The sequence below is a fragment of the Micromonospora parastrephiae genome (genome assembly GCF_016802865.1).
Lineage (GTDB): Bacteria > Actinomycetota > Actinomycetes > Mycobacteriales > Micromonosporaceae > Micromonospora > Micromonospora parastrephiae.
On sequence record NZ_JAEVHM010000097.1, the window covers coordinates 1 to 21,849 of the forward strand.

The 21,849-nt window shown below is 71.7% G+C and carries 19 protein-coding genes and 2 pseudogenes; 13 read left to right on the top strand and 8 right to left on the bottom strand.

All coding sequences use genetic code 11. The features are described from left to right. A pseudogene (locus JNW91_RS19110) lies at window positions 1-253 on the top strand (catalase HPII); the annotation flags it as partial. A 103-nt stretch (window positions 254-356) separates the two neighbouring features. Here the strand turns inward: JNW91_RS19110 and JNW91_RS19115 are convergent. Continuing rightward, a complete protein-coding gene (locus tag JNW91_RS19115; RefSeq protein WP_203176907.1) occupies window positions 357-1,232 on the bottom strand; it encodes an LLM class F420-dependent oxidoreductase in 876 nt (291 codons plus the stop codon). 162 nt (window positions 1,233-1,394) lie between these two features. On the opposite strand from JNW91_RS19115, the gene JNW91_RS19120 reads away from it, so the two are divergent. From JNW91_RS19120 to JNW91_RS19130, 3 genes are read left to right on the top strand one after another with little or no spacing between them, the layout of a single operon-like run. Next, on the top strand, window positions 1,395-2,543 hold the full coding sequence (locus tag JNW91_RS19120) for an acyltransferase family protein (protein WP_203176908.1): 1,149 nt from the start codon (window positions 1,395-1,397) through the stop codon (window positions 2,541-2,543). Further along, window positions 2,540-3,712, top strand: coding sequence for an alanine racemase (gene alr / locus JNW91_RS19125; RefSeq protein WP_203176909.1), 1,173 nt, complete (start codon window positions 2,540-2,542; stop codon window positions 3,710-3,712). Before JNW91_RS19120 ends, alr begins: the two co-directional genes overlap by 4 nt. Then, window positions 3,709-4,722: a D-alanine--D-alanine ligase family protein gene (locus tag JNW91_RS19130; protein WP_203176910.1), complete on the top strand. Its 1,014-nt coding sequence runs from the start codon at window positions 3,709-3,711 to the stop codon at window positions 4,720-4,722. The genes alr and JNW91_RS19130 overlap by 4 nt, the downstream gene beginning before the upstream one ends. Before the next feature lie 16 nt (window positions 4,723-4,738). Here the strand turns inward: JNW91_RS19130 and JNW91_RS19135 are convergent, their stop codons facing one another. The 4 genes from JNW91_RS19135 to JNW91_RS19150 form a co-directional block, all read right to left on the bottom strand. Continuing rightward, window positions 4,739-5,080: a DEAD/DEAH box helicase family protein gene (locus JNW91_RS19135; RefSeq protein ID WP_203176911.1), complete on the bottom strand. Its 342-nt coding sequence runs from the start codon at window positions 5,078-5,080 to the stop codon at window positions 4,739-4,741. Between the two features lie 166 nt (window positions 5,081-5,246). Then, the gene (locus JNW91_RS19140; RefSeq protein WP_309244422.1) at window positions 5,247-6,710 is read right to left on the bottom strand and encodes a HAMP domain-containing sensor histidine kinase; all 1,464 of its coding nucleotides are present in this window, start codon (window positions 6,708-6,710) and stop codon (window positions 5,247-5,249) included. Continuing rightward, the gene (locus JNW91_RS19145; RefSeq protein ID WP_203176912.1) at window positions 6,707-7,402 is read right to left on the bottom strand and encodes a response regulator transcription factor; all 696 of its coding nucleotides are present in this window, start codon (window positions 7,400-7,402) and stop codon (window positions 6,707-6,709) included. Before JNW91_RS19145 ends, JNW91_RS19140 begins: the two co-directional genes overlap by 4 nt. Window positions 7,403-7,430: 28 nt before the next feature. Then, window positions 7,431-8,390: a phosphatase PAP2 family protein gene (locus JNW91_RS19150; RefSeq protein ID WP_203176913.1), complete on the bottom strand. Its 960-nt coding sequence runs from the start codon at window positions 8,388-8,390 to the stop codon at window positions 7,431-7,433. Between the two features lie 289 nt (window positions 8,391-8,679). Here JNW91_RS19150 and JNW91_RS19155 point away from each other — a divergent pair, with 289 nt between their 5' ends. Then, entirely contained in the window at window positions 8,680-9,186 is a 507-nt protein-coding gene (locus JNW91_RS19155) for a winged helix-turn-helix domain-containing protein (protein ID WP_203176914.1), read from the top strand. 69 nt (window positions 9,187-9,255) lie between these two features. On the opposite strand, the gene JNW91_RS19160 is transcribed toward JNW91_RS19155, so the two are convergent. Continuing rightward, window positions 9,256-13,668, bottom strand: a complete 4,413-nt coding sequence (locus tag JNW91_RS19160; protein WP_203176915.1) for a S8 family serine peptidase — start codon at window positions 13,666-13,668, stop codon at window positions 9,256-9,258. Between the two features lie 307 nt (window positions 13,669-13,975). Here JNW91_RS19160 and JNW91_RS19165 point away from each other — a divergent pair, with 307 nt between their 5' ends. Further along, window positions 13,976-14,506, top strand: a complete 531-nt coding sequence (locus JNW91_RS19165) for a winged helix-turn-helix domain-containing protein (protein ID WP_309244423.1) — start codon at window positions 13,976-13,978, stop codon at window positions 14,504-14,506. A gap of 93 nt (window positions 14,507-14,599) precedes the next feature. Here JNW91_RS19165 and JNW91_RS19170 read toward each other — a convergent pair whose 3' ends face one another. Then, entirely contained in the window at window positions 14,600-15,490 is an 891-nt protein-coding gene (locus JNW91_RS19170) for an AurF N-oxygenase family protein (RefSeq protein WP_203176916.1), read from the bottom strand. A gap of 48 nt (window positions 15,491-15,538) precedes the next feature. Here JNW91_RS19170 and JNW91_RS19175 point away from each other — a divergent pair, with 48 nt between their 5' ends. The 7 genes from JNW91_RS19175 to JNW91_RS32460 all read left to right on the top strand — a co-directional run bounded on the left by JNW91_RS19175 (window position 15,539) and on the right by JNW91_RS32460 (window position 21,562). Further along, entirely contained in the window at window positions 15,539-16,267 is a 729-nt protein-coding gene (locus JNW91_RS19175; protein ID WP_203176917.1) for a TetR family transcriptional regulator, read from the top strand. Beyond that, window positions 16,264-16,560, top strand: a complete 297-nt coding sequence (locus JNW91_RS19180) for a DUF4873 domain-containing protein (RefSeq protein ID WP_203176918.1) — start codon at window positions 16,264-16,266, stop codon at window positions 16,558-16,560. The genes JNW91_RS19175 and JNW91_RS19180 overlap by 4 nt, the downstream gene beginning before the upstream one ends. Further along, window positions 16,560-18,053 carry a flavin-containing monooxygenase gene (locus JNW91_RS19185; protein ID WP_203176919.1) on the top strand — a complete coding sequence of 498 codons (1,494 nt, stop codon included), beginning with the start codon at window positions 16,560-16,562 and terminating at the stop codon, window positions 18,051-18,053. The genes JNW91_RS19180 and JNW91_RS19185 overlap by 1 nt, the downstream gene beginning before the upstream one ends. Further along, entirely contained in the window at window positions 18,043-18,915 is an 873-nt protein-coding gene (locus JNW91_RS19190; RefSeq protein WP_203176920.1) for an SDR family oxidoreductase, read from the top strand. Before JNW91_RS19185 ends, JNW91_RS19190 begins: the two co-directional genes overlap by 11 nt. After that, a complete protein-coding gene (locus tag JNW91_RS19195) occupies window positions 18,912-19,757 on the top strand; it encodes an alpha/beta fold hydrolase (protein WP_203176921.1) in 846 nt (281 codons plus the stop codon). The genes JNW91_RS19190 and JNW91_RS19195 overlap by 4 nt, the downstream gene beginning before the upstream one ends. A gap of 243 nt (window positions 19,758-20,000) precedes the next feature. Further along, entirely contained in the window at window positions 20,001-21,173 is a 1,173-nt protein-coding gene (locus JNW91_RS19200; protein WP_238425286.1) for an OFA family MFS transporter, read from the top strand. Then, complete coding sequence (locus tag JNW91_RS32460) at window positions 21,107-21,562, top strand: MFS transporter small subunit (RefSeq protein ID WP_238425287.1); 456 nt, start codon at window positions 21,107-21,109, stop codon at window positions 21,560-21,562. Before JNW91_RS19200 ends, JNW91_RS32460 begins: the two co-directional genes overlap by 67 nt. A gap of 70 nt (window positions 21,563-21,632) precedes the next feature. Here JNW91_RS32460 and JNW91_RS19205 read toward each other — a convergent pair. After that, window positions 21,633-21,849 (bottom strand): annotated as a pseudogene (locus JNW91_RS19205) (NrfD/PsrC family molybdoenzyme membrane anchor subunit); the annotation flags it as partial.

Consider the following 21,849-nt stretch of genomic DNA (forward strand, 5'->3'; position numbering starts at 1 on the left):
CCGGGACGCCAAGGCGGGCCGGCCGGGCCCGGCGCCCGTGGACCCGCGCGTGCTGCTCCTCGTCGAGGAGTGCTGGCGGCACGCCAAGACGATCGGCGCCTGGGGTGCCGGCGTCACCGTGCTGGAGCAGGCCGGGGTGGCCGGCACGCCCGGCATCGTGTCGGCGGGCTCCGGCGCCGAGGCTCTGACGGCGGTGCGGCAGTTGATGGCCGCGCACCGGGTGTGGGAACGGTTCCCCGCCACGGTCGCCTGATCCCACAGTCACCCCGCCAGGGGCTGTCCTCCGCTCGCCGGAGGGCAGCCCCTGGTGGCGTCCGCCGGTCGTACGCCGGGGCACCCGTGACCGGAGGGCGGGATCAGCCGATGTCGGCCAGGCGGGGCAGCACCTCGTCGCCGAGCCGCTGGACGAACTCCACCGGATGCCGGTCCGGCGTGACCTGCACCTCGGTGACGCCGAGCGCGGCGTACTCGCCCACCTCGGCGAGGAACGCGTCGACGTCGTCCAGCGGGGCGCGGTGGGCCACCACGGTCTTGACGATGCTGTCGTAGTCGCGGCCCTCGGCCGCGCAGTGCTCGCGCAGCACGTCCAGCTTGCGCGCCACCTCGCCGGCGCCGGCGGCCGTGCCGAACAGGTTGCAGGCGTCGGCGTACCGGGCCACCAGGAGCAGGGTCTTCTTCTCACCGCCGCCGCCGATCATGATGGGCGGGCGCGGACGACTCAACGGCTGCGGCGAGTTGATGGTCTCAGCGAGTTGGTAGTGCCGCCCCTCGAACGGCCCGTTGTCGTCGCTCCACATCTGCAGGCAGATGCGCAGCGTCTCCTCCAGCCGTTCGAAGCGCTCACCCACCGGCACCACCGGCACGCCCAGGCCGCGCTGCTCCCGCTCGTACCAGGAGGCGCCGATGCCGAGGCGGGCCCGGCCGCCGGAGAGCACGTCCAGGGTCGTCACCGTCTTGGCGAGCAGCCCCGGATACCGGTACATCACGCCGGTGACCAGCACGCCCAGCGTCATCCGCTGGGTCTTCGCGGCGACGTAGCCGAGCGTCGTGTACGCCTCCAGCATCGGCTCCTCGGCCGGGGCCACCGCATCCATCTGGAAGAAGTGGTCCATCACGGTGAACGAGGCGACACCGGCCTGCTCGGCGATGCTGGCCGCCTCGGCCAGCGTCGGCGCGATCGTGGCCGGGTCGGCCGGGGTCGAGTAGCTCCAGTAGTGCAGTCCGAGCCTCATGTTCGGCACCTCCGGATCGAGCCTAGCGGCCTGCGGGGGGCGTTCCGCGGCTTCGAGGCGTCAGCCGCGCGCCGTTCGGTGACACCCGCCCGGCGACATCCATTACCGGCCCATGACATTTTGTGGATCACGCGCGGATATCCGGCTGGCACCTTCTGGTGAGTGATCCAAGAGCTGTCTTCCACCGACTCCCGGCCCGCCGGAGACGAGCCCGACGCGACGCGCGACCGGTTTCGCCACAGGTACCGGACCGGGACCGCCCCCGCCGCGCCACGATCACACCGGGCGCAGTGGGCCGACGCCGCGAAGGGCGTCTGCATCATCCTCGTCGTTCTGTGGCACGTCGTCGTCAAGGACTACCTGCGGATCGACTGGCACGTCGGCGTGCCGGCGCCCGGCCTGTGGGGAGCGTTGGGCGAGCAGTTCCTGCCGCTGCGGATGCCGCTGTTCTTCACCATCTCCGGTGTCTTCGCGGTGAACGCCGTGCAGCGGCCGTGGCGGATCGTCGCCCGCGGCCGGATCGCCGGTTTCCTCTACCTGTACGCCCTCTGGCTGCTGATCCACACCGCGGTCCTCGCCGTGGCGCCGGACTTCCCGACCGACCGCGCCACGTCCGTCCCGGGCCTGCTGGAGCAGCTCACCATCACGCCGTCCAACCTCTGGTACCTGTACGCCCTGGCGCTGTACTTCACCCTGGCGAAGGCGGCGCGTGGCGCACCTCGCGTGCTGGTGGTCGTACCCGCCGGGGTGTTGTCCGCCGTCGCCGCGGCCGGCCTGCTCGACACGCCCGGCAACCGCGCCGGCGTGTACCAGAACCTGGTGTTCTTCCTCGCCGGCCTGTACCTGCGGCCGCAGATCGAACGGTGGGCGGCCACCGCCACCCGGCGTCGGCTCGTCCTGACCTCGGGCGCCTACGGTCTCGCGCTCGTCGCGATGGCGGTGGCCGGCGCCCAACAGTGGTTGGGCGTGTGGCCGCTGGTGTCCGTCGTGGCGGTCGCGTTCGGTGTCACCGCCGCCGCACGGCTGGGCCGGTGGCCCGCCCTCGGCGGCCGGCTCGCCACACTCGGCCGCGTCACACTGCCCATCTACGTCATCCACATACCGGTCCTGGCGCTGCTGCACCGGCTGCTGCACGGACCGGTCTCCGGGCTGGGCCACGTCGGCCAGGGCCTGATCGTGCTCGGCTATCCCGTCGTGCTGACCGGGTTCGTGATCGGCGCGAGTCTGGCCGTCCACCGCGGGTTGCTGGCGGTACGCGCGCGCTGGCTGTTCGCCCTGCCCGGGCCTCGCCGGGTGGAGCTGGCCGGATGAGGGCGTTGGCGCAGGCGACGGTCGACCTCGGGGCCATCGCCGACAACGTGCGGACCATCGCCTCGGTCACCGGCACCGGCCTGATGGCGGTGGTGAAGGCCGACGGCTTCGGCCACGGCGCGGTCCCGGTCGCCCGGGCCGCGCTGCGCGCCGGCGCCGGGTGGCTGGGGGTGACCTCGGCGTCCGAGGCGCTGACTCTGCGCGACGCGGGCATCACGGCCCCCACGCTGAGCTGGCTGCACCGCGCGGACGACGACTTCGGTGCGTTGATCGCCGTCGGCGTCGACGTCGGCCTGTCGACGACGAGCCACCTGCACGCCATCGCCGGGGCCGCGCATCGGCTCGGTGTGCCCGCGTCGGTGCAGCTCAAGGCCGACACCGGCCTGTCCCGCAACGGCGCCGGCGGAGACGACTGGTCCGAGCTGGTCGGCTGGGCCCGCAAGTACGAAATGGAGGGCACGGTCCGGGTGCGCGGCGTGTGGTCCCATCTGGCCGACGCGGACGTGCCGGGCAGCCCCGCTCTGCCCCGGCAGGTGGCGACCTTCGAGGAGGCGCTGGGGATCGCCCGGGGAGCCGGGCTCGACCCCGAACTGGTCCACCTGGCCAACTCGGCGGCCGCGCTGTCGGCGCCGGCGACCCGTTTCGACCTCTGCCGGATCGGGCTCGCCCTCTACGGCGTCGACCCGTTCGGCGCGACCGGCCCCGGCGAGTTCGGGCTGCGCGCCGCGATGACGCTGCGGACCACCGTGGTGAACGTCAAGCGGGTGCCGGCCGGGACGGGCGTCTCCTATGGACCGGAGTACGTGACCAGCGCCCCGACCACACTGGCGCTGCTGCCGCTCGGTTACGCCGACGGGCTGACCAGGGCCGCCGAGGGCCGCGCCGCGGTGTTGCTGGGCGGTCGACGGTGCCCGGTGGTCGGGCGCATCGCCATGGACCAGTGCGTCGTCGACGCCGGGGACCTGCCCGTGTCGATCGGCGATCCGGTCGTGGTGTTCGGCCCCGCTGCCGAGATCGGTACGCCCGACGGCCCCGAGACGCGCGACCAGGCCGCACCGACGGTCACCGAGTGGGCGCGCTGGGCCGGCACCAACCCAAACGAGATCTTGACCGGTATCGGGGCCAGGGTGGCCCGCGACCACTTCCACGAAGGGGCGGAGAGTTCATGACAACCCGACTGGCACTGCTGTACGGCGGGCAGAGCGGCGAGCACGAGGTGTCCCGCCGTTCGGCGGCGAGCATCCTCGCGGGGCTGGACCGCGACCGGTACCAGGTCACCGAGGTGCTCATCGACCGCGACGGCGGTTGGCACGTCGACGGCCAGGCGACGCCACTGCCCCACGCGCTGCGTGTGCTGCGCGCCCAGGACGTGGTCTTCCCGGCCCTGCACGGCCCCTACGGCGAGGACGGCACAGTCGCGTCGCTGCTGGAGTGGCTCGGGGTGCCGTACGTCGGCAACGGCGTCTTCGCCAGCGCGGCCGGCATGGACAAGGGTGTCACCAAGCGGCTGCTCGCCGTGGAGGGTCTGCGGGTCAGCCCCGGCGTGACCCTGCGCCCCGGCGAGGACCTGACGCCGGCCGACCAGCGAGGGCTGGACCTGCCGGTCTTCGTCAAGCCGGCGCGGGCCGGCTCCAGCCTGGGCGTGGTGAAGGTGACCGACTGGGCGGACCTACCCGCCGCGCTGCGGCAGGCCCGTGCGGTCGACCCGAAGGTGCTGATCGAGCAGGGGGCGCGGGGGCGGGAGATCGATGTCGCCGTCCTGCAACACCCGGACGGCCGGGTGCAGGCCGGCCCGCCGCTGGAGATCCGGGTGAGCGGAACCGGCTTCTTCGACTACGACGCGAAGTACGACGGCGGGGCCGTGTTCCAGATCCCCGCCCCGCTCGACGCGACGACGACCGAGGTGCTCCAGGATCGGGCGATCCGCGCCTTCCACGCCCTCGACTGCCGTGGGCTGCTGCGCGTCGACTTCTTCCTGCCCAATCAGGGGTCCCGCGAGCCCATCGTGAACGAGGTGAACACCTTCCCCGGCTTCACCTCGGCGTCCCAGTTCCCGCAGATCTGGCAGCGGGCCGGAATCGGGTTCGCCGACCTGCTCGACATCCTGATCGACGGTGCGCTCGTCGACCACGGCCAGGTCCGGCCGGTCGGAGCGACGCGGACGGTCGACCTGGTGTGAGGAGGGGTCGTCCCGGTCACCTGATCGAGCAGGGCCGAGCCGGTCGGGCGCCGTCGGACCCGACGATGGTGACCGGGACGAAGTACTCCGCGCGGCCCTCCTGCGCCGCGGTGTCGGCCACCGTACAGATGATCTGGTCGGCCGCGTCGGGGGCCAACGCCCGCACCGCGCCCGCCACCGTCACCGTGAGGCCGTGCGGTCCGACCGCCACCGCCGCCGGGGAGGCCGCTTCGGGACCGGCCGGCAGTTCGCTGGTGAACCCCTGGCGGCGCTCCTGCTCGTCCGGACCCGCCAGGAGCAGGGCCAACGACGCCTCGGGCGACGGCGGTCGGTCCACCTTGGTCGCCCGGACGACCACCGCGAGTTGTCCGCGCCACAAAAAATAGAGCCGGGTCCCCTGGGACGGGCCGGACTGCGCGGGACGCCGTCGATGACCTCGCTGGGCCGCACACCGCAGCCGGTCGCGAGCAGCGTGAGCAGGAGTCCGCCGGTGAGCAGCGTCCGCGCCAGCGCGCGTCGTCCGGTCATCGGGCTGCTCCGGCGTCGTCCGCCGCCACCCGGGGCAGGCGGAGCGTGAACACCGCGCCGCCGTCCGGGGCGTTGCCGGCGGCGAGGCTACCCCGCTGCCCGGCGGCGCGGTGCAGGCGCGCGTTCTCCCAGGCGATGGCGAGGCCGAGGCCGCTGCCCTCGGATCGGGTCCGCGCGGTGTCCGCCTTGTAGAAACGGTCGAAGACGTGCGGCAGCACCTCCGGTTCCAGACCCGGCCCCTCGTCGCGGACCTGGATGGTGAGCCAGTCCGGCTCCGCGCGCAGCCGCAGGAACACCGGCTCGGCGCCGTGCCGGAAGGAGTTGCCCACCAGGTTGGCGACGATGACGTCCAGTCGGCGGGGGTCGAGCCGGGCGACGACGACCCCCGGCGGCAGGTCCACGCGGACCCGGTCGGTCCAACCGCGCAGCCGCAGGGTCGCGGTCACCGCCGCCGCCACGTCGACGTCGTCGAGAGCCAGGCGTGCCGTGCCCGAGTCGAACCTGCTGACCTCGATGAGGTCGTTGACGAGCTGGGTGAGGCTCTGCGTCTCCTGACTGACGAGCCGCGCGGCCCGACCGGCGTCCCCGGGCAGCCGGTCGGCCTCCTCGTCCAGCACGTCGGTGACCGCCGTCATCGCGGCCAGCGGCGTACGGAGCTCGTGCGACACGTCGGCCACGAAACGGCGCGCGTCGGCCTCCATCCGGCGCAGCTCACCGACCTGCCGCTCCAGGATCGCCGCGGTGTCGTTGAAGGTCCGCGCCACGTCGGCCAACTCGTCGACCCCCCGCACCGACAGTCGGGTCGTCAGCTGGCCCTCGCCGAGGCTGCGCGCCGCCTGGCCCAGCTCGCGTACCGGGCGCAGCACGCCCCGGGCCGCCAACAGGGCCAGCAGGACCGCGAGGACCAGGGAGAGCCCGCCGGTCAGCCAGGCCAGCGTGGCGAGCCGGTCGATGCTCTCCTGCTCGGGGGCGAGGCTGCGCACCCAGTAGACCTCCAACCCGGACGACAGGGACCCGCCGTCGGGTCGGTCCAGCTCCAGTTGTGTGCCGATGAGCAGCACCGGCTCCCCTTCGACCGAGACGCGTTGCCAGGCGACGACGCCGTCCCGAACCGCCTGCCGCAGCTGCGGGGTGAGCAGGTCGGGCGCGTCGGCGCCCTGCGCCCGCATGTCCCGGTACACGACCACGGCGTACCCCTCCCGGTCGGAGAGGTGCTGGGCCAGCGTTTCGAGATCGCCCTGTGTGGGCGGAAGTTGACGCAGCGGGTAGACCTGGGCGAGCTGGTCGGTCAGCGACATCACCGCCGCGTCCTGTGCCTGTTGCAGGATGACGGTCCGGGCCTGGAAGTAGCTGCCGCTGGCCACCACCGCCGTGGTGGTCACACCCAGCAGAGCGAAGGCCAGCAGCAGCCGAACCCGAAGGCCGAACGCGCGGCCGTCGGACCAGCGCCGCAGTGTCACAGCGGCCCGAACCGGTATCCGAAGCCGCGAACGGTCTGGATGAACACCGGCGCGGACGAGTCGTCCTCGATCTTCGCGCGGACCCGCTGCACACAGGCGTCCACGAGGCGCGAGTCGCCGAGGTACCCGTGCTCCCACACGGCCTCCAGCAACTGTTGGCGGCTCAGCACCTGGCCCGGAGTGTGCGAGAGTTCGAGCAGCAGGCGAAGTTCCGTCGGGGCGAGGCCGACCGGCGTCCCGTCCTTGCTGACCACCAGCGCCGCACGGTCGATGCTCAGGGCGCCGTGCCGCTCCGGGCCGGACCGGTCGCCGATCGAGCGCCGCGACTCGCCGGCGGTCCGGCGCAGCACCGCGCGGATACGTGCCTCGAGCACGCGCGCCTGCACCGGTTTGACCACGTAGTCGTCGGCCCCCGCCTCCAGGCCCGCGACCACGTCCATGTCGTCGTTGCGGGCGGTCAGCATGATGATCGGCAGATCGCCGAGCTGGCGTATCCGGCGGCAGACCTCAAACCCGTCCATCCCGGGCAGCATGAGGTCGAGCACCACGACGTCGGCCGAGCCCACACGCAGCCGCTCCAACCCCTGCTCACCGGTGGCCACGGCATCCACCGCGTGGCCCTGTCGGGTCAGCGCCAGCTGCAATCCGTCGCGCACGGTCTGGTGGTCTTCGATCAGCAGGACCTGGGACATGTCGCCAAGTATCGCATCATGAACGGGTTTAGCCTTTCGTCGATCGATTCGACGGCCGGGCGAAGTCCGTCGACCGCACCAGGTACACCGCCGATCCCACGGCCAGCGTCGTCAACCCGGCCACCGCCAGGATGGCGACGAGCGCCCCGGGTGGCAGCGCCGCGCTCAGGCCGGGCACCACCACCAGGAGCACAGACCCCAGCCCGACCAGGCCGACCACCGTCTCGGCGAGCCCACGCCAGGCCGCGCCGCCGCCCCTCCGGGTGACCTCGACGGCACCCGGCGTCGGCCGGGCGACACCGGGCCAGCTGGCCAACGCGGCCGCGGCCAGGCAGAACAGCGCGACCCCGAGCAGGACCCCGCCGAGCGCGTCGCTGAACCGGTGCCAGCCCGCCACCATGGTGGCGGCGGCGATCACGGTGACACCCGCCGCACCCGGCAGCGCCAGCCATCGGCGCGCGCCGGCGGGCAGGACCAGCATGAACGCCAACAGCAGGGTCGTCGCCGCCGCGACGTGACCACTGGGAAAGCTGTTGTGGGTGGTGGAGCTCTCGACCTGGAGATCCGGGCGGAGCAGCGTCGACTTGGCCGCGCCGGAGACCACCACCGCGCAGAGGACCATGCCCACGCCCACGAGGGCGGCCAGCAGCCGCCGGCCGGCGAGACCCACCAGCAGCACCGCGCCGAGCAGGCCGGCCAGCAGCAGCGTGCTACCGAACGCGGCCAGCACGCTCCGGGCCGGGTCGAGCAGGGTGCTCTGCTGCGCGTACCCCCCGCCGCGTTCGGCCCGCGGCAGGAGCAGCCCGTCCAGCCACTGACCGGGGTACGTCCAGACGAACAGCACGCCGGTGAGCCCCAGGGCGAGCAGGGCGCAGACGGCCGCGCCGAGCAGCCGCGGGCTCGACGGCACGGCCTCGCGGGCGTCGGGCAGCGGCAGCGGCGGGCCGGGCGTCGGCCGCCCGAGGAAGTACGACGATCCGCTGGACATGTCGACCATGCTCGTCCCGGCAGGTTCGGGTGCCGTCCGCGGAATGTCTTCGTCCTGTCACAGTTTCCGCCTTCTTCCGGAGGTCCCCGGTGCCGCGCGGGGCAAAACCGACGAAGTCGTCTCGAACGACTCTGACGTTTCCTGGCGCAGCAATTCACATGCATACCTGCGACGATGTTTTACCCAGCCGATACGCGCCACCACTAGGGTCAAGACGCCGATCGATGTTTCGATCGGCGATGCGAAAAACCGTCCGGAGTGAGCTGGGGAACCGGAAGGGGTTGGGGAAATGCGCGGAATTCCGGTCGCCTCCCTGGTCATCGGCATCGCGTCCGCGCCGGCCGAACGCCGACAGTTGGCGCAGCTGCTCGGCGGGAGCGACGCCTTCCTGATCGTCTCGAACGTCGACCAGGCGCGGGAGTTCCTCGGAGTGGTCGAGATGCCCCCCGTCGCGCCTCCCCCAGCCCAGGCCGTCCTCGTCGAGGCGACGCCCGACCCGCAGTCGCCACCAGCCGACCTGACCGTGGACTCCGACCGCCGGGTGGTGCGGTGGCGCGACAAGGAGATCGACCTGACCCGGCTGGAGCACGACGTCCTGCTCTGCCTGGTCCACGCGCCCGGACAGGTGTGGACGTACGAGCGACTGCACCTTGAGGTCTGGGGCAACCGGCACCTCGGTCGCGGCTCGGACATGCACTCGGTGGTCCGGCGGGTACGCCGCAAGCTCGCCCGGGTGAACGCGGCCTCGACGATCCAGGCGGTACGCGGGGTCGGCTTCCGGCTCGCTCCCGTCTGACCCCGGACAGGGTCCGGCCCGCCCGGTCGTCGACCAGGCGGGCCGGATCTGTGTGCTACCGCTCGGGTGTCAGCACCGGATCGGCGCCAACCCGAAGTTCTCCACCGTGGGCGTGGTGGTGTCGATCCTCGTCTGACGGGTCTGGGGCTTCCAGCCGTCCTTGGCGACGATCATCGTGAGCGGGTTGTTGCGGCGGTCCACCCAGTAGGCGTACGCGCCCTGGGCGTCGGTGCCGAAGGTCCACGACATCGCCCACGAGTCGACCTGGACCACCGCGCCGGCGATCGGCGAGGTCGCACCCTGGCAGCTGGTGCCGGTGACCGTACCCATGAGCTTGCCCCAGGTCTTCGGAGGGTTCGCCGTCATGGTGACGTCGACCGGCGCCACCGAGTAGGGCGTGTTCTCCTTGATCGCGACCGCGCCGAAGTAGGTGCCCGGCTGGTCGACGTTCGCCGTCATCCCGACGGTGACCGTGACCTTCGCGCCCGGAGCGAGGGTGACCTCCGACTTGTCGATCGTCATCCAGCTGACGTCGGCCGCCGCCTCGGCGCAGCCCTCGAAGCCCGGCAGCACCTCGCTGTCCGGCGCGGCGTTGAAGCTGCCGGACGAGCCGCCGATCTTGTAGAAGCCGCACGCCGCACCACCGCGGTAGCGCGCCGTGTTGGCGTTCGGCAGGTTGGACCAGGAACCGGCGGCCGGGTCGAAGGCGAAGCCGGCGTTGCTGATGGCCCCACCCTGCGAGCCACCGACGACGAGGAGCTTGCCGTTGGCCACTGCGTAGGAGCTGGCCCAGTTGTCGGCCGGCGCGTCGGCGATGGCGGTCCAGGTGTTGGCGCCCGGGTCGTAGGCGTAGCTGGCCTTCTGCGCGGCGGCGCCGTCGTTGCCACCGGTGCAGTAGACGATGCCGTCGATCCCGCCGCAGGAGGCGAAGGCCACCGACTTCGGGTAGTTGGCCAACGTCTCCCAGCTGTCGCTCGCCGGGTCGTACCGGACGACGCTGTTCGACATGGGCGTGCAGCTGGCGGTGGTGCAGCCGCCGATGGCGTACAGCTTGCCGTCGGCGACGGCCTGACCGGCCGCGGCTCGCGGCGCCGGGTTGTCGGCCAGCTCCGTCCAGGTGTTGGCCCCCGGGTCGTACGACCAGGTGGCGGCGTCGGGGCCGGCGTCGCCCCAGCCACCGGTGGCGATGATCTTCCCGTCCGCGACGCCCACCGTCAGCGCGTTGCGGGCGCCCGGAAGGTCGGCGATCGCCGTCCAGGTCTGCGCGACCGGGTCGTAGGCGTAGTTCTTCGCGGTGGAGGCGTTGCCGTCACCACCGCCGATCGAGTACACCTTGCCGTCCAGGCTGACCACCCGGTTGTCCATGATGTTCGACGGGTAGTCGGCGATGTCCGTCCACGGTGCGGCCTGCGGACCGGCCGCGGCGACCGCCGCCGTGGCCGCCTTACCGGACGCCTTCGCGGCGAACGACGTCGCGACAGCGAGCCGCTGCTCCGGCGCGCCGCTGGACCCGAGGACCTGTTGCCGGGTCACCCTGGATCCGTCCGCCCGCAGGAGTTCGAAGCCGTTGTCCCGCTCACCGAACTCGACCTCGACCGGCGCGCCGCCGGTGTTGGTCACCGTGAACGTCCTGCTGGCCCTGCCGGTGGGCATCTGGAGGGTCGCGCTGAGCTGCGTCGGCGTCACCGACAACCGACCGGCCGCGAGCTGGAAGTTCCCGACGGTCGCCCAGTCGGCCTCGACGTCGACCTGCTTGGTCTGGCTGACGTAGTTGCCGGCCGACGCGGTGAACGGGTGCGTGCCGGTCAACGTGGAGTAGAGCCAGTAGAAGCCGTCGGCCAGCCCGGGGTCGTCCGGGGTCGCCACGGTGACGGCCTTCTCGGCGGGCCGGTCCTTGCTGGTGACGGTCGCGCCGTTGACGTAGCTGTTGTCGTTCCTGTCGCGGACGTTGCCCACGACCAGCCCACCGTCGACCGGCACACAGGTGACCTGACTGCCGATCAGGACGTTGTCGACCTCCCACCACCACTCGTAGGAGGCGTCGTAGTAGTGGAAGCGGACCTGGACCTGCGCCTTGCCGGCCGCCTGCGGGATCGGGATCTCGGTCACCTTCGGCCCCCGGACGTCGGTCTCCTGGCGGAGCACGGTCGTCCAGGTGGCACCACCGTCGACGCTCAGGTCGACGTCGGCGGTGTCCTCGTCCAGTTGGTTGAAGTCCTGGTTGAACCGGATGACCGGGGTCGTCACGCCGGTCAGGTTCACCACCGGGCTGACCAGCGAGCTGTCCTGGCTGGCGCCTGCACCGTACGCGTCACTGTCGATCATCGCGAAGTTGCCGTTGCCACCGGTCAGGTTGCCCCGGCTGCCGTCGTCGGTGAACTTCCAGACCTGTCCGCTGCCCGCGTTGTCCACCACCGTCCAGCCGGCCGGCGTGGTCGTGCCGTCGAAGGTCTCGTACTCCCCGTCGGACCCGAACGTGTATCCGGGCGCGGTCGTGCAGGTGGTCGTGTCCACCGGCACGGCGACGTTGGCGGTGGCGTTGCCCGAGCCGACCACGACCTGCTTGGTGACGGTCTGGTAGCCGGGGTACTGCGGCTCGTACTTCAGGGTGTACGTCTGCCCGGCCGGCAGCTTGATGCTGTAGCGGCCGTTCGACGGGGTGGTGTGGTCGTACACGCCCGAGACGCCCGTCACGGTGACCTTCGCGTACAACGGCCAGCCGTGCCCGGAACCGTCGGTGACGGCGCCGCTGACGTTGACGCTCGGCACCGGCGCGAGTGCGACGTCGAGCGTCGTGGTCGCGCCGTCGGTGATCGTGGCCGGCTTCGTCGTGCCGGCGTAGCCGAACGCCGCCACGGCGACCTGGTAGTCGCCGGTCGGGAGCTGGGTGGAGAACTTCCCGTCCGCCCCGGTGGTGATCTCCCGCGCGGCCGGGCCGGTGAGCGTCAGGGTCGCGCCGGCGATCGGGGCGCCGGTCGCCGCGTCGGTGACCGTGCCGGTCAGGGTGCCGATGTCACCGGTGGGTGCGGCGTTGAGCAGCGCGAGCGCGTCCAGCAGGCCCTCGCCGAAGACGTTGTTGTCCGCCGCGGTGCCGCCGCACTGGTCGTCGGCCTTGTCGACCGCGGCGCCGTTGAGCAGCGCCCGGGTCGCGTCGACGTCACCGACCAGCGACGGCGCCGCCGAGTACAGCAGCGCGATCGCGCCCGCGAGGTGCGGTGCGGCCATCGAGGTGCCGCTGATGCTGGCGTAGGCGCTGCCCGGAATGCTCGACCGGATGTTCACGCCCGGGGCCGAGATGTTGGGCTTGATCTCGCCGTTCTGCCCGGCGCCCCGACTGGAGAACCCGGCGACGTTGTTGTTGACGTCGTACGCGCCGGTCGAGTAGTTGCTGGCCAGGCTGCCCGGCGAACCACTGGTCTGGCATGCCGGCCCGCTGTTGCCGTTGGACCAGACACCGAAGATGCCCGACGCGGCCCAGGCCAGCGTCACGTCCTCCATGAAGGGCTCGTTGGACGGGTCCTGCGTGCCCCACGAGTTGTTGATGATGTTCGGCCGCTTGCTGGCGTCCGGATTCTGGCCGGCGAGGTCGGTCGGTTCGAGCATCCACTGGCCGGACGTGACGAGCGCGGCGTCGCTGGGGCAGCAACCGTTCGCCGCGATCCACCTGACCCCGGGCGCGACACCGATCTGGTTCGCGCCGTCGGAGCCGGCCATGGTGCCCATCGTGTGCGTGCCGTGTCCATCGTTGTCACAGGGGGCAGCAGCACACGTTCCGGCGGCGTTGAACCAGTTGTAGTTGTGGTCGAACGTGCCGTCGCCGTTGTTGCCCCGGTAGGAGTTGACCAGCGCCGGGTGGTTGAACTGGACACCGGTGTCGATGTTGGCGATGGTGATGCCCTCGCCCCTGACCCCGTACTGGGACCAGACGTCGTCGGCGTTGATGTTCGCGACGCCCCATTCGAGGGCGTTCACGGTCTTCTCGTCGGCGCCCTTCGTGGTTTCGGGCACCCTGTAGGCGACCGGGGCGTAGAGGCCCTCCACCTCGGCGTGGTTGGCGAACTTCTGCGCCATGGCCAGGGAGCCGCTGCTGACCCTGATGGCGTTGGTCGCCCAGAAGGTCTGGTACTTCGCGCCCGAGCCGTCCAGCTCGGCGCGGATCTTGCCCTGGCTCTCGGCGGCGGTCTTCCGCAGCGCGTCCGCGACCGCGGCACCACGCTTCGCCCAGTCCTTGACGGCACTGGCCTTGCTCAGGTCCGCCCGGTCCTTGAACCGGATCCAGAAGTCCCCTTCGCTCTTGGCCTGGAGCTGCTTGGCGAGAGCCGGTCGGATCTTGTCGCCCGGAGCGGTGCCCGCCCCCATCCCGCCGGGCGCGGCCTGCGCGCCCGAGCCGATGCTGGCCAGACAGGTGGCGGCGAGGACCATCGCCGCGCCGGCGCTCACCAGTGATCTGGCCGTGCGCCTCCATTGTGGACGTCTGAACATCGGTGCTGCCTCCCTCACAACGACCCAGGGTGAAGATGGGCCATGGTGAGAGTGCGAGAGATCCGTCCCGGAGTACCGGTGAACGAACCCTCCATGCCCCCCATGCACCGCGCGGGTCACGCCGGTTGCCCGAGTGGACACTATGATCGAGAAGAACAGACGATCAAGAACTTGCCGTGAGCAACTTGTCGCTAACGGTTGCCATGCTGGCGGCGCGCTTGCCAATCATTGTCAGGACCATGACGAGAGTTGGGCAGGATGCCCATCGATCCCGGGCGGTGTGGTGGCCGAGGACGAGGAAGCTGCGGTGGACGAGGCGGAACCGGCTGACGAGCCGTTCCCGCTGCTGATCGCGGTGACCCCGTCACCGGCCGAGCGGATCCGGCTCGCGGAGCGTCTCGAGGGCATCGCACCGCTGCTGCTGGTGGCCGACCTCGACGAGCTGCGTCGGCTGATCGCGGCGCCGTCGCAGCTGCCCGGGCCGCCGCCCGCGGCACCGTCCGAGCCGGCGCCCGCCACCGCGACGGACCCCGCCCTGGTCATCGACTCGAACCGCTCCACCGCACGGTGCGGGCCCCGCGAGGTCGACCTGACCCGGTTGGAGCACGACCTGCTGACCTGCCTGACCACCGAACCGGTCCGGGTCTGGAGCTACGCCGAGCTGCACCGGGCGGTCTGGCACGACGAGGGGCGCGAGCGCAAGGCGGACGTGCAGTCCCTCGTCAAACGGCTGCGGCGCAAGCTGCTCGACCTCGGCACCAACGCCACGATCGAGGCGGTGCGCGGCGTCGGACTGCTGCTCACCGACCGGCAGGAGCCGCGGATCGGGCGCGCCTGACGCCTCGCCTGATGTGGGCAGTTCCTCCGCGCAGGAGACCACGGCTCCGCCGACTGCCGCCGGGGCCGAGGACGACCGCCGGGCTGCCGACCGTCAGATCAGCCCGGCGCGGGTCCACAGCAACCGACCCGGCCCGGCCACCAGGCCGACGCCCGCGAGGTGGTCGTGCACCCGGGAAGCCGACCAGCGCAGGGTCGCCTGCCAGTGCGGGTTGGCCCGAGCGGCTGCCCGACCCGCCTCCGGCTCGATGCCGACCGCCGCGTACGCCTTCGGGTGCACCAGGCGGTTGGCGATCGTGTAGGCCGCGCGACCGACCAACAGCCGGGCGTACGCCATGCCGACCGGGCCGGCGGCGGCGGCCTGGCGGGCCAGCTCGTCGCGGGCGAACCGGACGTGCCGTGCCTCCTCGACCACGTGGATGCGCGAGACCATCCGGATGAGCGGCTGGAGCGACTCGTCCGCCATGATCTCGCGCTGGAACGCGTCGAGGATCTCCTCGGCGATGAGGATCGCGGCGTACATCCGGGGACCGCTGGCGGTGGTCTTGAGGAACCGGCCGAGCCAGTGGTCGACGGCATTCGCACGGTAGACGGGGCAGCCCATCGCCTCGATCAGCCGGCCGAACATGATCGAGTGCCGGCACTCGTCGGCGACCTCGGTCAGCGCGTACTGGGCGTGCCGGCTGGTCGGGTCGTCGTCGTAGTACTGCCGGATCAGCATCTGCATGAGGATCGTCTCGAACCACAGCCCGGCGCTGGCTGCGCTGGCCACCTCGTGCTTGGTGAGTTCGACCCGCTGCTCCGCACTCAACCGCGACCAGAGCGGGGTGCCGTAGAGGCTGCTGCGGTGCGGAGGGAGCCAGTAGGCGCCCGGGGTGTGCGGGGCGTCCCAGTCGATTTCGACAACGGGGTCGTAGCTGGTCCGCAGCGACGACGTGAGCAGTCGCTCGGCGACCGCAGCGCCCTCGGGTTCCGCCGTCTCCATGGTTCCTCCATATTGACGTGACGACCAGTAACTGTTACGAGTGGTAGCATGCAATCGCCGCGCAAGGATGTCAATGGATCCGACCCGCCGGAGGCCTCCCCCGACGGCGGCCCGAAGGCGAAGGGCAACGGCCGCCGGGATCGCTGGGCCGACCATCGTGAGCAACGCAGACAGGCACTGGTCGGTGCCGCCGTGCAGGCGTTGCTGCGGCACGGGCCCGAGGTCGACATGGACCAGGTGGCCGCCACCGCGGGCGTCAGCAAGCCCGTCCTCTACCGCTACTTCGCCGACAAGTCGCAGCTCTGGGTCGCGGTGAGCGAGGTGGTGGCGGCCCGGGTCGTCGACGCCATCGCGCCGGCGATCGAGCAGGTCCGCGAGGAACGCGGCCTGGTCGAGGCGACGATCGACGCGTACCTCGGGGTGATCGAGTCGCAGCCCACGCTCTACCGGTTCCTCATGCGCCAGTCCGGCCAACCCGGCATCCACCAGGTCGTCGCCGGGACCAGCCGGCAGGTGGCCGCCGGGCTGGCCCGGGTGATCGGCGACCGGCTGCGCGCACTGGGCCTGGACGCCGGTCCGGCCGAGCCCTGGGCGTACGGCCTGGTGGGGTTCGTGCAGGCGGTCGGCGACTGGTGGACCACACACGGCCAGCCGATCAGCCGGAGCGCCCTCACCGACTACCTGACCACTCTGCTGTGGAGCGGGATCGAGGGGGTCCGGGCCAGCGCGGACCTGCCGCACGAGCTCACCCGCGCCCACGAGCGGATCGTCCCGTGAGTTACCACGGCCCGGCGAGCATCGCGGGCACGCAGGTGCGAGCGCACCTCAGCGGACGGTGGGAGCCCGTCGACGGCCGCTTCCACTGGGGCGGGCGCATCGAGCCCGACCCGACGGTGGCGCGGCTGCTGCGTTCCGGCCGCCGCGACGTCGAGCTGCGCATCGCCGACCGGGCCCGGCCCGCCCGACTGGCCGAGGTCGACCCGTGGGGCGGCGTACGGATCACCGGCGTGGGTGATCCGCCCTGGTCACCGGCCGAACCGAGCGCCGCGTCCGAGCACCTGGAGAATTGATGGAGACAGACGTTGCCATTGTCGGCGCCGGTTTCGGCGGCCTGGGCGCCGCCATCGCCCTGCAGCGGGCCGGCTTCACCGACTACCTCGTCTTCGACCGGGGTGACGATGTCGGCGGCACCTGGCGGGACAACAGTTATCCCGGCTGCGCCTGCGACGTCCCGTCGCACCTCTACTCCTTCTCCTTCGCCCCCAACCCCCGCTGGTCGAACACCTTCTCCAGCCAGCCGGAGATCTGGGACTACCTGCGCGGCTGCGTCGACCGCTTCGGGATACGCCCGAAGCTGCGGTTGCGCCACGAGGTGCACGAGGCACGCTGGGACGACCAACGCCGACGCTGGCTGCTGCGCACCTCCGGCGGAGACCACACGGCCCGGGTCCTGATCTGCGCGGCCGGTCCGCTCAGCGACCCCGCCATCCCCGACCTGCCCGGGATCGACGAGTTCGCCGGCACGGTGTTCCACTCCGCCCGCTGGCGGCACGACCACGACCTGACCGGCCGCCGGGTCGCGGTCATCGGCACGGGCGCGTCGGCGGTCCAGTTCGTGCCGCAGATCCAGCCGGCGGTCGAGCGGCTGACGTTGTTCCAGCGCTCCCCCGCCTGGATCATGCCGAGGATGTCGCGCCGGATCAGCCGGGTCGAGCAGGCCGCGTTCCGCACCGTGCCCGGCGCACAGCGGGCTGTCCGGGCCGGGCTCTACCTGGTCCGCGACGCCATAGGCGTGGGCTTCCTGCACCCGGCGGTCAACCGCCTCGCCTCGCGACTGTCCCTGCGGACGCTGCGGCGTCAGGTCCCCGATCCGCACCTTCGGGACAAGCTCACCCCCCGGTACGCGATGGGCTGCAAACGGGTCCTGATCTCCAACGACTACTGGCCGTCGCTCACCCGGCCGAACGTCGACGTGGTCACCCAGGGCATCGCGCGGATCGCGCCGGACGGCCTGGTCACCGCCGACGGCGTCCACCACCGGGCGGACACCATCATTCTCGGCACCGGCTTCCACGTCACCGACGCACCGATCGTGCGGCTCATCCACGGCCGTGGCGGGCGCAGCCTGGGTGCGGCCTGGACGCCCAGCATGCACGCGTATCGGGGCACCTCCATCGCCGGTTTCCCCAACCTGTTCTTCCTGCTCGGTCCGAACACCGGACTCGGGCACACCTCCGTGGTGCTGATGATCGAGGCGCAGCTGCGGCTGGTGCTCGCGGCCCTGCGACACATGCGGGCCAAGGGCGTGCAGGCCGTCGAGCCCACCGCGGAGGCGCAACGACGCTGGACCGAACGAGTCGATCAGAAGATGACCGGCACCGTCTGGCAGACCGGCTGTTCGAGCTGGTACCTCGACGCCACCGGCCGCAACACGACCATCTGGCCGGGCTTCGCCACCAGCTTCCGGATGCGGTTGCGCCGTTTCCGCCCGGCCGACCACCGGATCATCACCGCCGACCGCACACCCAACGCACCGGAACGGGAGCACGCCGATGCGGTATGACCTGGCGGGCAGGACCCTGCTCATCACCGGCGCGGCGCGCGGCATCGGGGCGCAGATGGCCCGCCAGGCCGTCGGCCGTGGCGCTCAGGTCGCGCTGGTGGGTCTGGAAGGCGAGCTGCTCGAACAGCTCGGTGCCGACCTCGGCGCGCACTGGTACGAGTGCGACGTCACCGACCAGGCGGCGTTGGACGCCGCGGTGGCCTCCACGGTGGACCGCTTCGGCGGCATCGACGTGGTCGTCGCGAACGCGGGCATCGCGAACCTGGGCACCGTCGCCGTGGGGCCGGTCGACGCGTTGGTGCGTACCGTCGAGGTGAACCTCTGCGGCGCGATCCGCACGGTCAGCGCGGCACTGCCGCACGTCACCGCCGCCCGGGGCCACGTCCTGATCGTCTCCTCGGCCGCCGCCTTCACGGCGATGCCCGGCATGGCCGCCTACTGCGCGTCCAAGGCGGGCGTGGAGCAGTTCGCCAACGTGCTGCGCCTGGAGACCCGTGCGGGCGGCGTCACGGTCGGCACCGCGCATCCGATCTGGATCGACACCGACCTGGTCCGTGACATCCGTGACGACCTGGCGTCGTTCCGCGCCGCGCTGCGTCGGCTGCCGTGGCCGCTGTCCACCGTCGTACCCGTCGAGCAGTGCGTCGACGCCCTGCTGCGCGGCATCGAACGCCGCAAGCGCAAGGTGTACGTGCCGCGTTCGCTGGCCATGGTGCAGGCGCTGCGGCCGGTGGTGCTGAGCGGTCTCTCGGACGCGTTGATCACCCGGTTCGGTGGTCGGACCATGGTCGGTCAGATGGAGGACGAGGTGCGCCAGCTCGGACGTTCCTTCGGCAGATCGTCGGTGGGAGGGCGGTCATGAGCGTTCACTTCCGTCGCGCGGGCAGCGGCGAGCCGCTCGTGCTCATCCACGGCATCGGTCACCGCCACCAGGCGTGGGAGCCCGTGTTCGACCGGCTCACCGCCCACCACGAGGTGATCGCGCTCGACCTGCCCGGCTTCGGGAACTCCCCGGTGCCCGGCACCGGGATGCCCGCGGACATGGCCGCCACCGTCGCCGCGATGCTGCCCGTCCTGACCGAGTGGGGGCTGGAGCGTCCGCATGTGGCCGGTTACAGCCTCGGTGGGGCGATCAGCCTGGAGCTTGCCGCCAACGGGGTGGTCGCCTCGGCCACCGCCTTCTCCCCCGCCGGCTTCTTCACACCCGCGGAGCGCCGGCGGGCGCTGGCCATCCTCAGGATGCTGCGGGTCAACTCGTACCTGCCCACCCCCGTCATGCGGGTCGCACTGCGCTCGGCGTACCTGCGGGCGTTGTGCTTCGCCCCGCTGATGGCCCGCCCGACGCAGTTGGACGTCGACCGCGCGCTGGGCGACGCGCTCGCCCTGCGGCGCGGGCTGGGCTTCGGCGCCGTGGCCCGAGCCGCCCGCGACTACCGCTTCGACTGCCTCCGGCTGGCCGACGCCGCGGTGCCGGTGACCATCGGCTGGGGCGACCGCGACCGGATCTTCGGCGTCCATCAGGCCGAACGCGCCCGGGCCGGCCTGCCGGCGGCCCGGGTGGTGACGCTGTCCCGCTGCGGGCACGTGCCGATGAGCGACGACCCGGACCTGGTCGCCGGGCTCATCCTGGAAACCACCGGCGCTGTGCCCCGCACCGACCGACCGGACTCCTCGCCCGCCGCACAGCCTCCCGTTTTCCCGTAACCCGCCGGCTGCGGGTGGGTGGCCACGTAATGTGAGGTACAGCCGATCAACGGTGAACCCCGGACGTGCGTCACGCTGCCAGGGGGCGGCGCGGAGCCGTCCGGCCATCCGCCAGGAGTCCGGCGAGATTCCCCGACCCGGCGTGATCCGGGTATGCGCGGATTCTGCCCAGTGGGCAACGCGACGGTACGAGACGTCCGACGGCCGCGCCGCCTGCCCACTCAGCCGCAGGAGGTGCGGACGATGCCCATGCTGTCGGTACTCGATCCTCGGCACACCGTCGCGCCCCCGGGTTACAGCCGCTGGCTCATCCCGACCGCGGCGCTGGCCGTGCACGTGTGCATCGGTCAGGTGTACGCGACGAGCGTCTACAAGAACTCGCTCATCGCGCACTTCGACACCAGTCAGACGGCGATCGGTGCGATCTTCAGCATCGCCATCGTCATGCTGGGTTCGTCCGCGGCGGTGGGTGGCCGGTGGGTGGAGCGCAACGGGCCACGCAGGGCGATGTTCGTCTCCGCGTGCTTCTGGGCCGTCGGGTTCCTGGTCGGCGCGCTCGGCATCGCGACCCACCAGCTGTGGCTGCTCTATCTCGGGTACGGCGTCATCGGCGGCATCGGGCTCGGCATCGGCTACATCTCGCCCGTCTCGACCCTGATCAAATGGTTCCCGGACCGGCCGGGCCTCGCCACCGGGCTGGCCATCATGGGGTTCGGCGGCGGCGCCCTGGTCGCCGGCCCGCTCGCGCGCCAACTGCTCTCCCTCTACGACCCCGCCTTCAACCCGGCCAACCCGGCCGCCGTCGCGTCCGGGCATGCCCTCGTGGCGCTCTTCGTCACGTTCGGCATCGGCTATTTCGTGATCATGATGTTCGGTCCGTTCAACGTCCGGGTTCCGGCGCCGGACTGGCGGCCGGCCGGCTTCGACCCCGCGAGCGTCGCCACCCGGCCCCTGGTGACACGGGCGAGCGTGTCCGCGTCGAACGCCGTGCGTACCCGATCGTTCTGGCTGCTGTGGATCGTGTTGTTCTGCAACGTCACAGCCGGCATCGGCATCCTGGAGCAGGCCAGCCCGATGATCCAGGACTTCTTCCGGGACAACGGGTCCACCGCCGTCTCGGTGTCGGCGGCGGCCGGTTTCGTGGGCGTGCTGTCGCTGTTCAACATGGCTGGGCGGTTCGCCTGGTCGACGACGTCCGACCTCATCGGCCGCAAGCCCATCTACATGGTCTACCTCGGCGTCGGCATGGTGCTGTACGTGCTGCTCGCCGTGGCCGGCCACTCCGCGACAGCGGTGTTCGTGCTGATCGCCGCCGCGATCATCTCCTTCTACGGCGTGGCTTCGCCACCATGCCCGCCTACCTGCGCGACCTGTTCGGCACCTTCCAGGTCGGCGCCATCCACGGCCGGATCCTGACCGCCTGGTCGGCCGCGGGTGTCGCCGGCCCGCTGATCATCAACGGGATCCTCGACACACAGGGCAAGCCCGGCACCCTCACCGCGTCGGCCTACCGGCCCGCGCTGTTCACCATGGTCGGCATCCTGGCCATCGGCTTCGTCGCCAACCTGCTGGTCCGTCCCGTGCCGGACCGATTCCACGAGCCGGATCGAGGGCCGACGTCGCCCGTCGCGAAGGCCACTGTCACCGAACCGGTCGCTCTCGGCCCGCAGAGCACCCCGGCGGTGCCCGAGCGCGTCGGCGGTCAGACCGGGCGGCTCTGGTTGTCCTGGCTGCTGGTCGCGGTGCTCCTCGGGTACGGCATCGTCCAGACCGCCATCACCGCCGCGAAGCTGTTCACCGGCTGACGCCAGCGGCCGGATCCGGGACGAAGGAGGAAGGCCCCCCCGAGGGCGCCCTCCTCCTTTGACGATCTATTCAGAGCCGGGTCGTCGCCCTGTTCTCGTTGATTCGTTCCCGCTGGGGCACGACCGTGTACTTCGGATCGCGAGCCGAGACCCGGCCGGCCTCGAAGACGCCGAACCGGGTGGCGACCGACGAGGCCACGAGGGCCGCGCCGGAGACCGCCGCCAGAAGCCGGCTGCGGCGGCTGGCCAGCGCGGCCGCGGTGCCCACGGCGAGCAGCACCCGTCCC

What these genes read in the sequence shown, in the direction of transcription:
- JNW91_RS19200 (WP_238425286.1), top strand. Translation starts at nt 20,001, where the DNA reads ATGCCCATGCTGTCGGTACTCGATCCTCGGCACACCGTCGCGCCCCCG.
- JNW91_RS19170 (WP_203176916.1), bottom strand. Translation starts at nt 15,490, where the DNA reads ATGGAGACGGCGGAACCCGAGGGCGCTGCGGTCGCCGAGCGACTGCTC.
- JNW91_RS19130 (WP_203176910.1), top strand. Translation starts at nt 3,709, where the DNA reads ATGACAACCCGACTGGCACTGCTGTACGGCGGGCAGAGCGGCGAGCAC.
- JNW91_RS19155 (WP_203176914.1), top strand. Translation starts at nt 8,680, where the DNA reads ATGCGCGGAATTCCGGTCGCCTCCCTGGTCATCGGCATCGCGTCCGCG.
- JNW91_RS19150 (WP_203176913.1), bottom strand. Translation starts at nt 8,390, where the DNA reads ATGTCCAGCGGATCGTCGTACTTCCTCGGGCGGCCGACGCCCGGCCCG.
- JNW91_RS19190 (WP_203176920.1), top strand. Translation starts at nt 18,043, where the DNA reads ATGCGGTATGACCTGGCGGGCAGGACCCTGCTCATCACCGGCGCGGCG.
- JNW91_RS19185 (WP_203176919.1), top strand. Translation starts at nt 16,560, where the DNA reads ATGGAGACAGACGTTGCCATTGTCGGCGCCGGTTTCGGCGGCCTGGGC.
- JNW91_RS19115 (WP_203176907.1), bottom strand. Translation starts at nt 1,232, where the DNA reads ATGAGGCTCGGACTGCACTACTGGAGCTACTCGACCCCGGCCGACCCG.
- JNW91_RS19160 (WP_203176915.1), bottom strand. Translation starts at nt 13,668, where the DNA reads ATGTTCAGACGTCCACAATGGAGGCGCACGGCCAGATCACTGGTGAGC.
- JNW91_RS32460 (WP_238425287.1), top strand. Translation starts at nt 21,107, where the DNA reads ATGCCCGCCTACCTGCGCGACCTGTTCGGCACCTTCCAGGTCGGCGCC.
- JNW91_RS19175 (WP_203176917.1), top strand. Translation starts at nt 15,539, where the DNA reads ATGCAATCGCCGCGCAAGGATGTCAATGGATCCGACCCGCCGGAGGCC.
- JNW91_RS19195 (WP_203176921.1), top strand. Translation starts at nt 18,912, where the DNA reads ATGAGCGTTCACTTCCGTCGCGCGGGCAGCGGCGAGCCGCTCGTGCTC.
- alr (WP_203176909.1), top strand. Translation starts at nt 2,540, where the DNA reads ATGAGGGCGTTGGCGCAGGCGACGGTCGACCTCGGGGCCATCGCCGAC.
- JNW91_RS19145 (WP_203176912.1), bottom strand. Translation starts at nt 7,402, where the DNA reads ATGTCCCAGGTCCTGCTGATCGAAGACCACCAGACCGTGCGCGACGGA.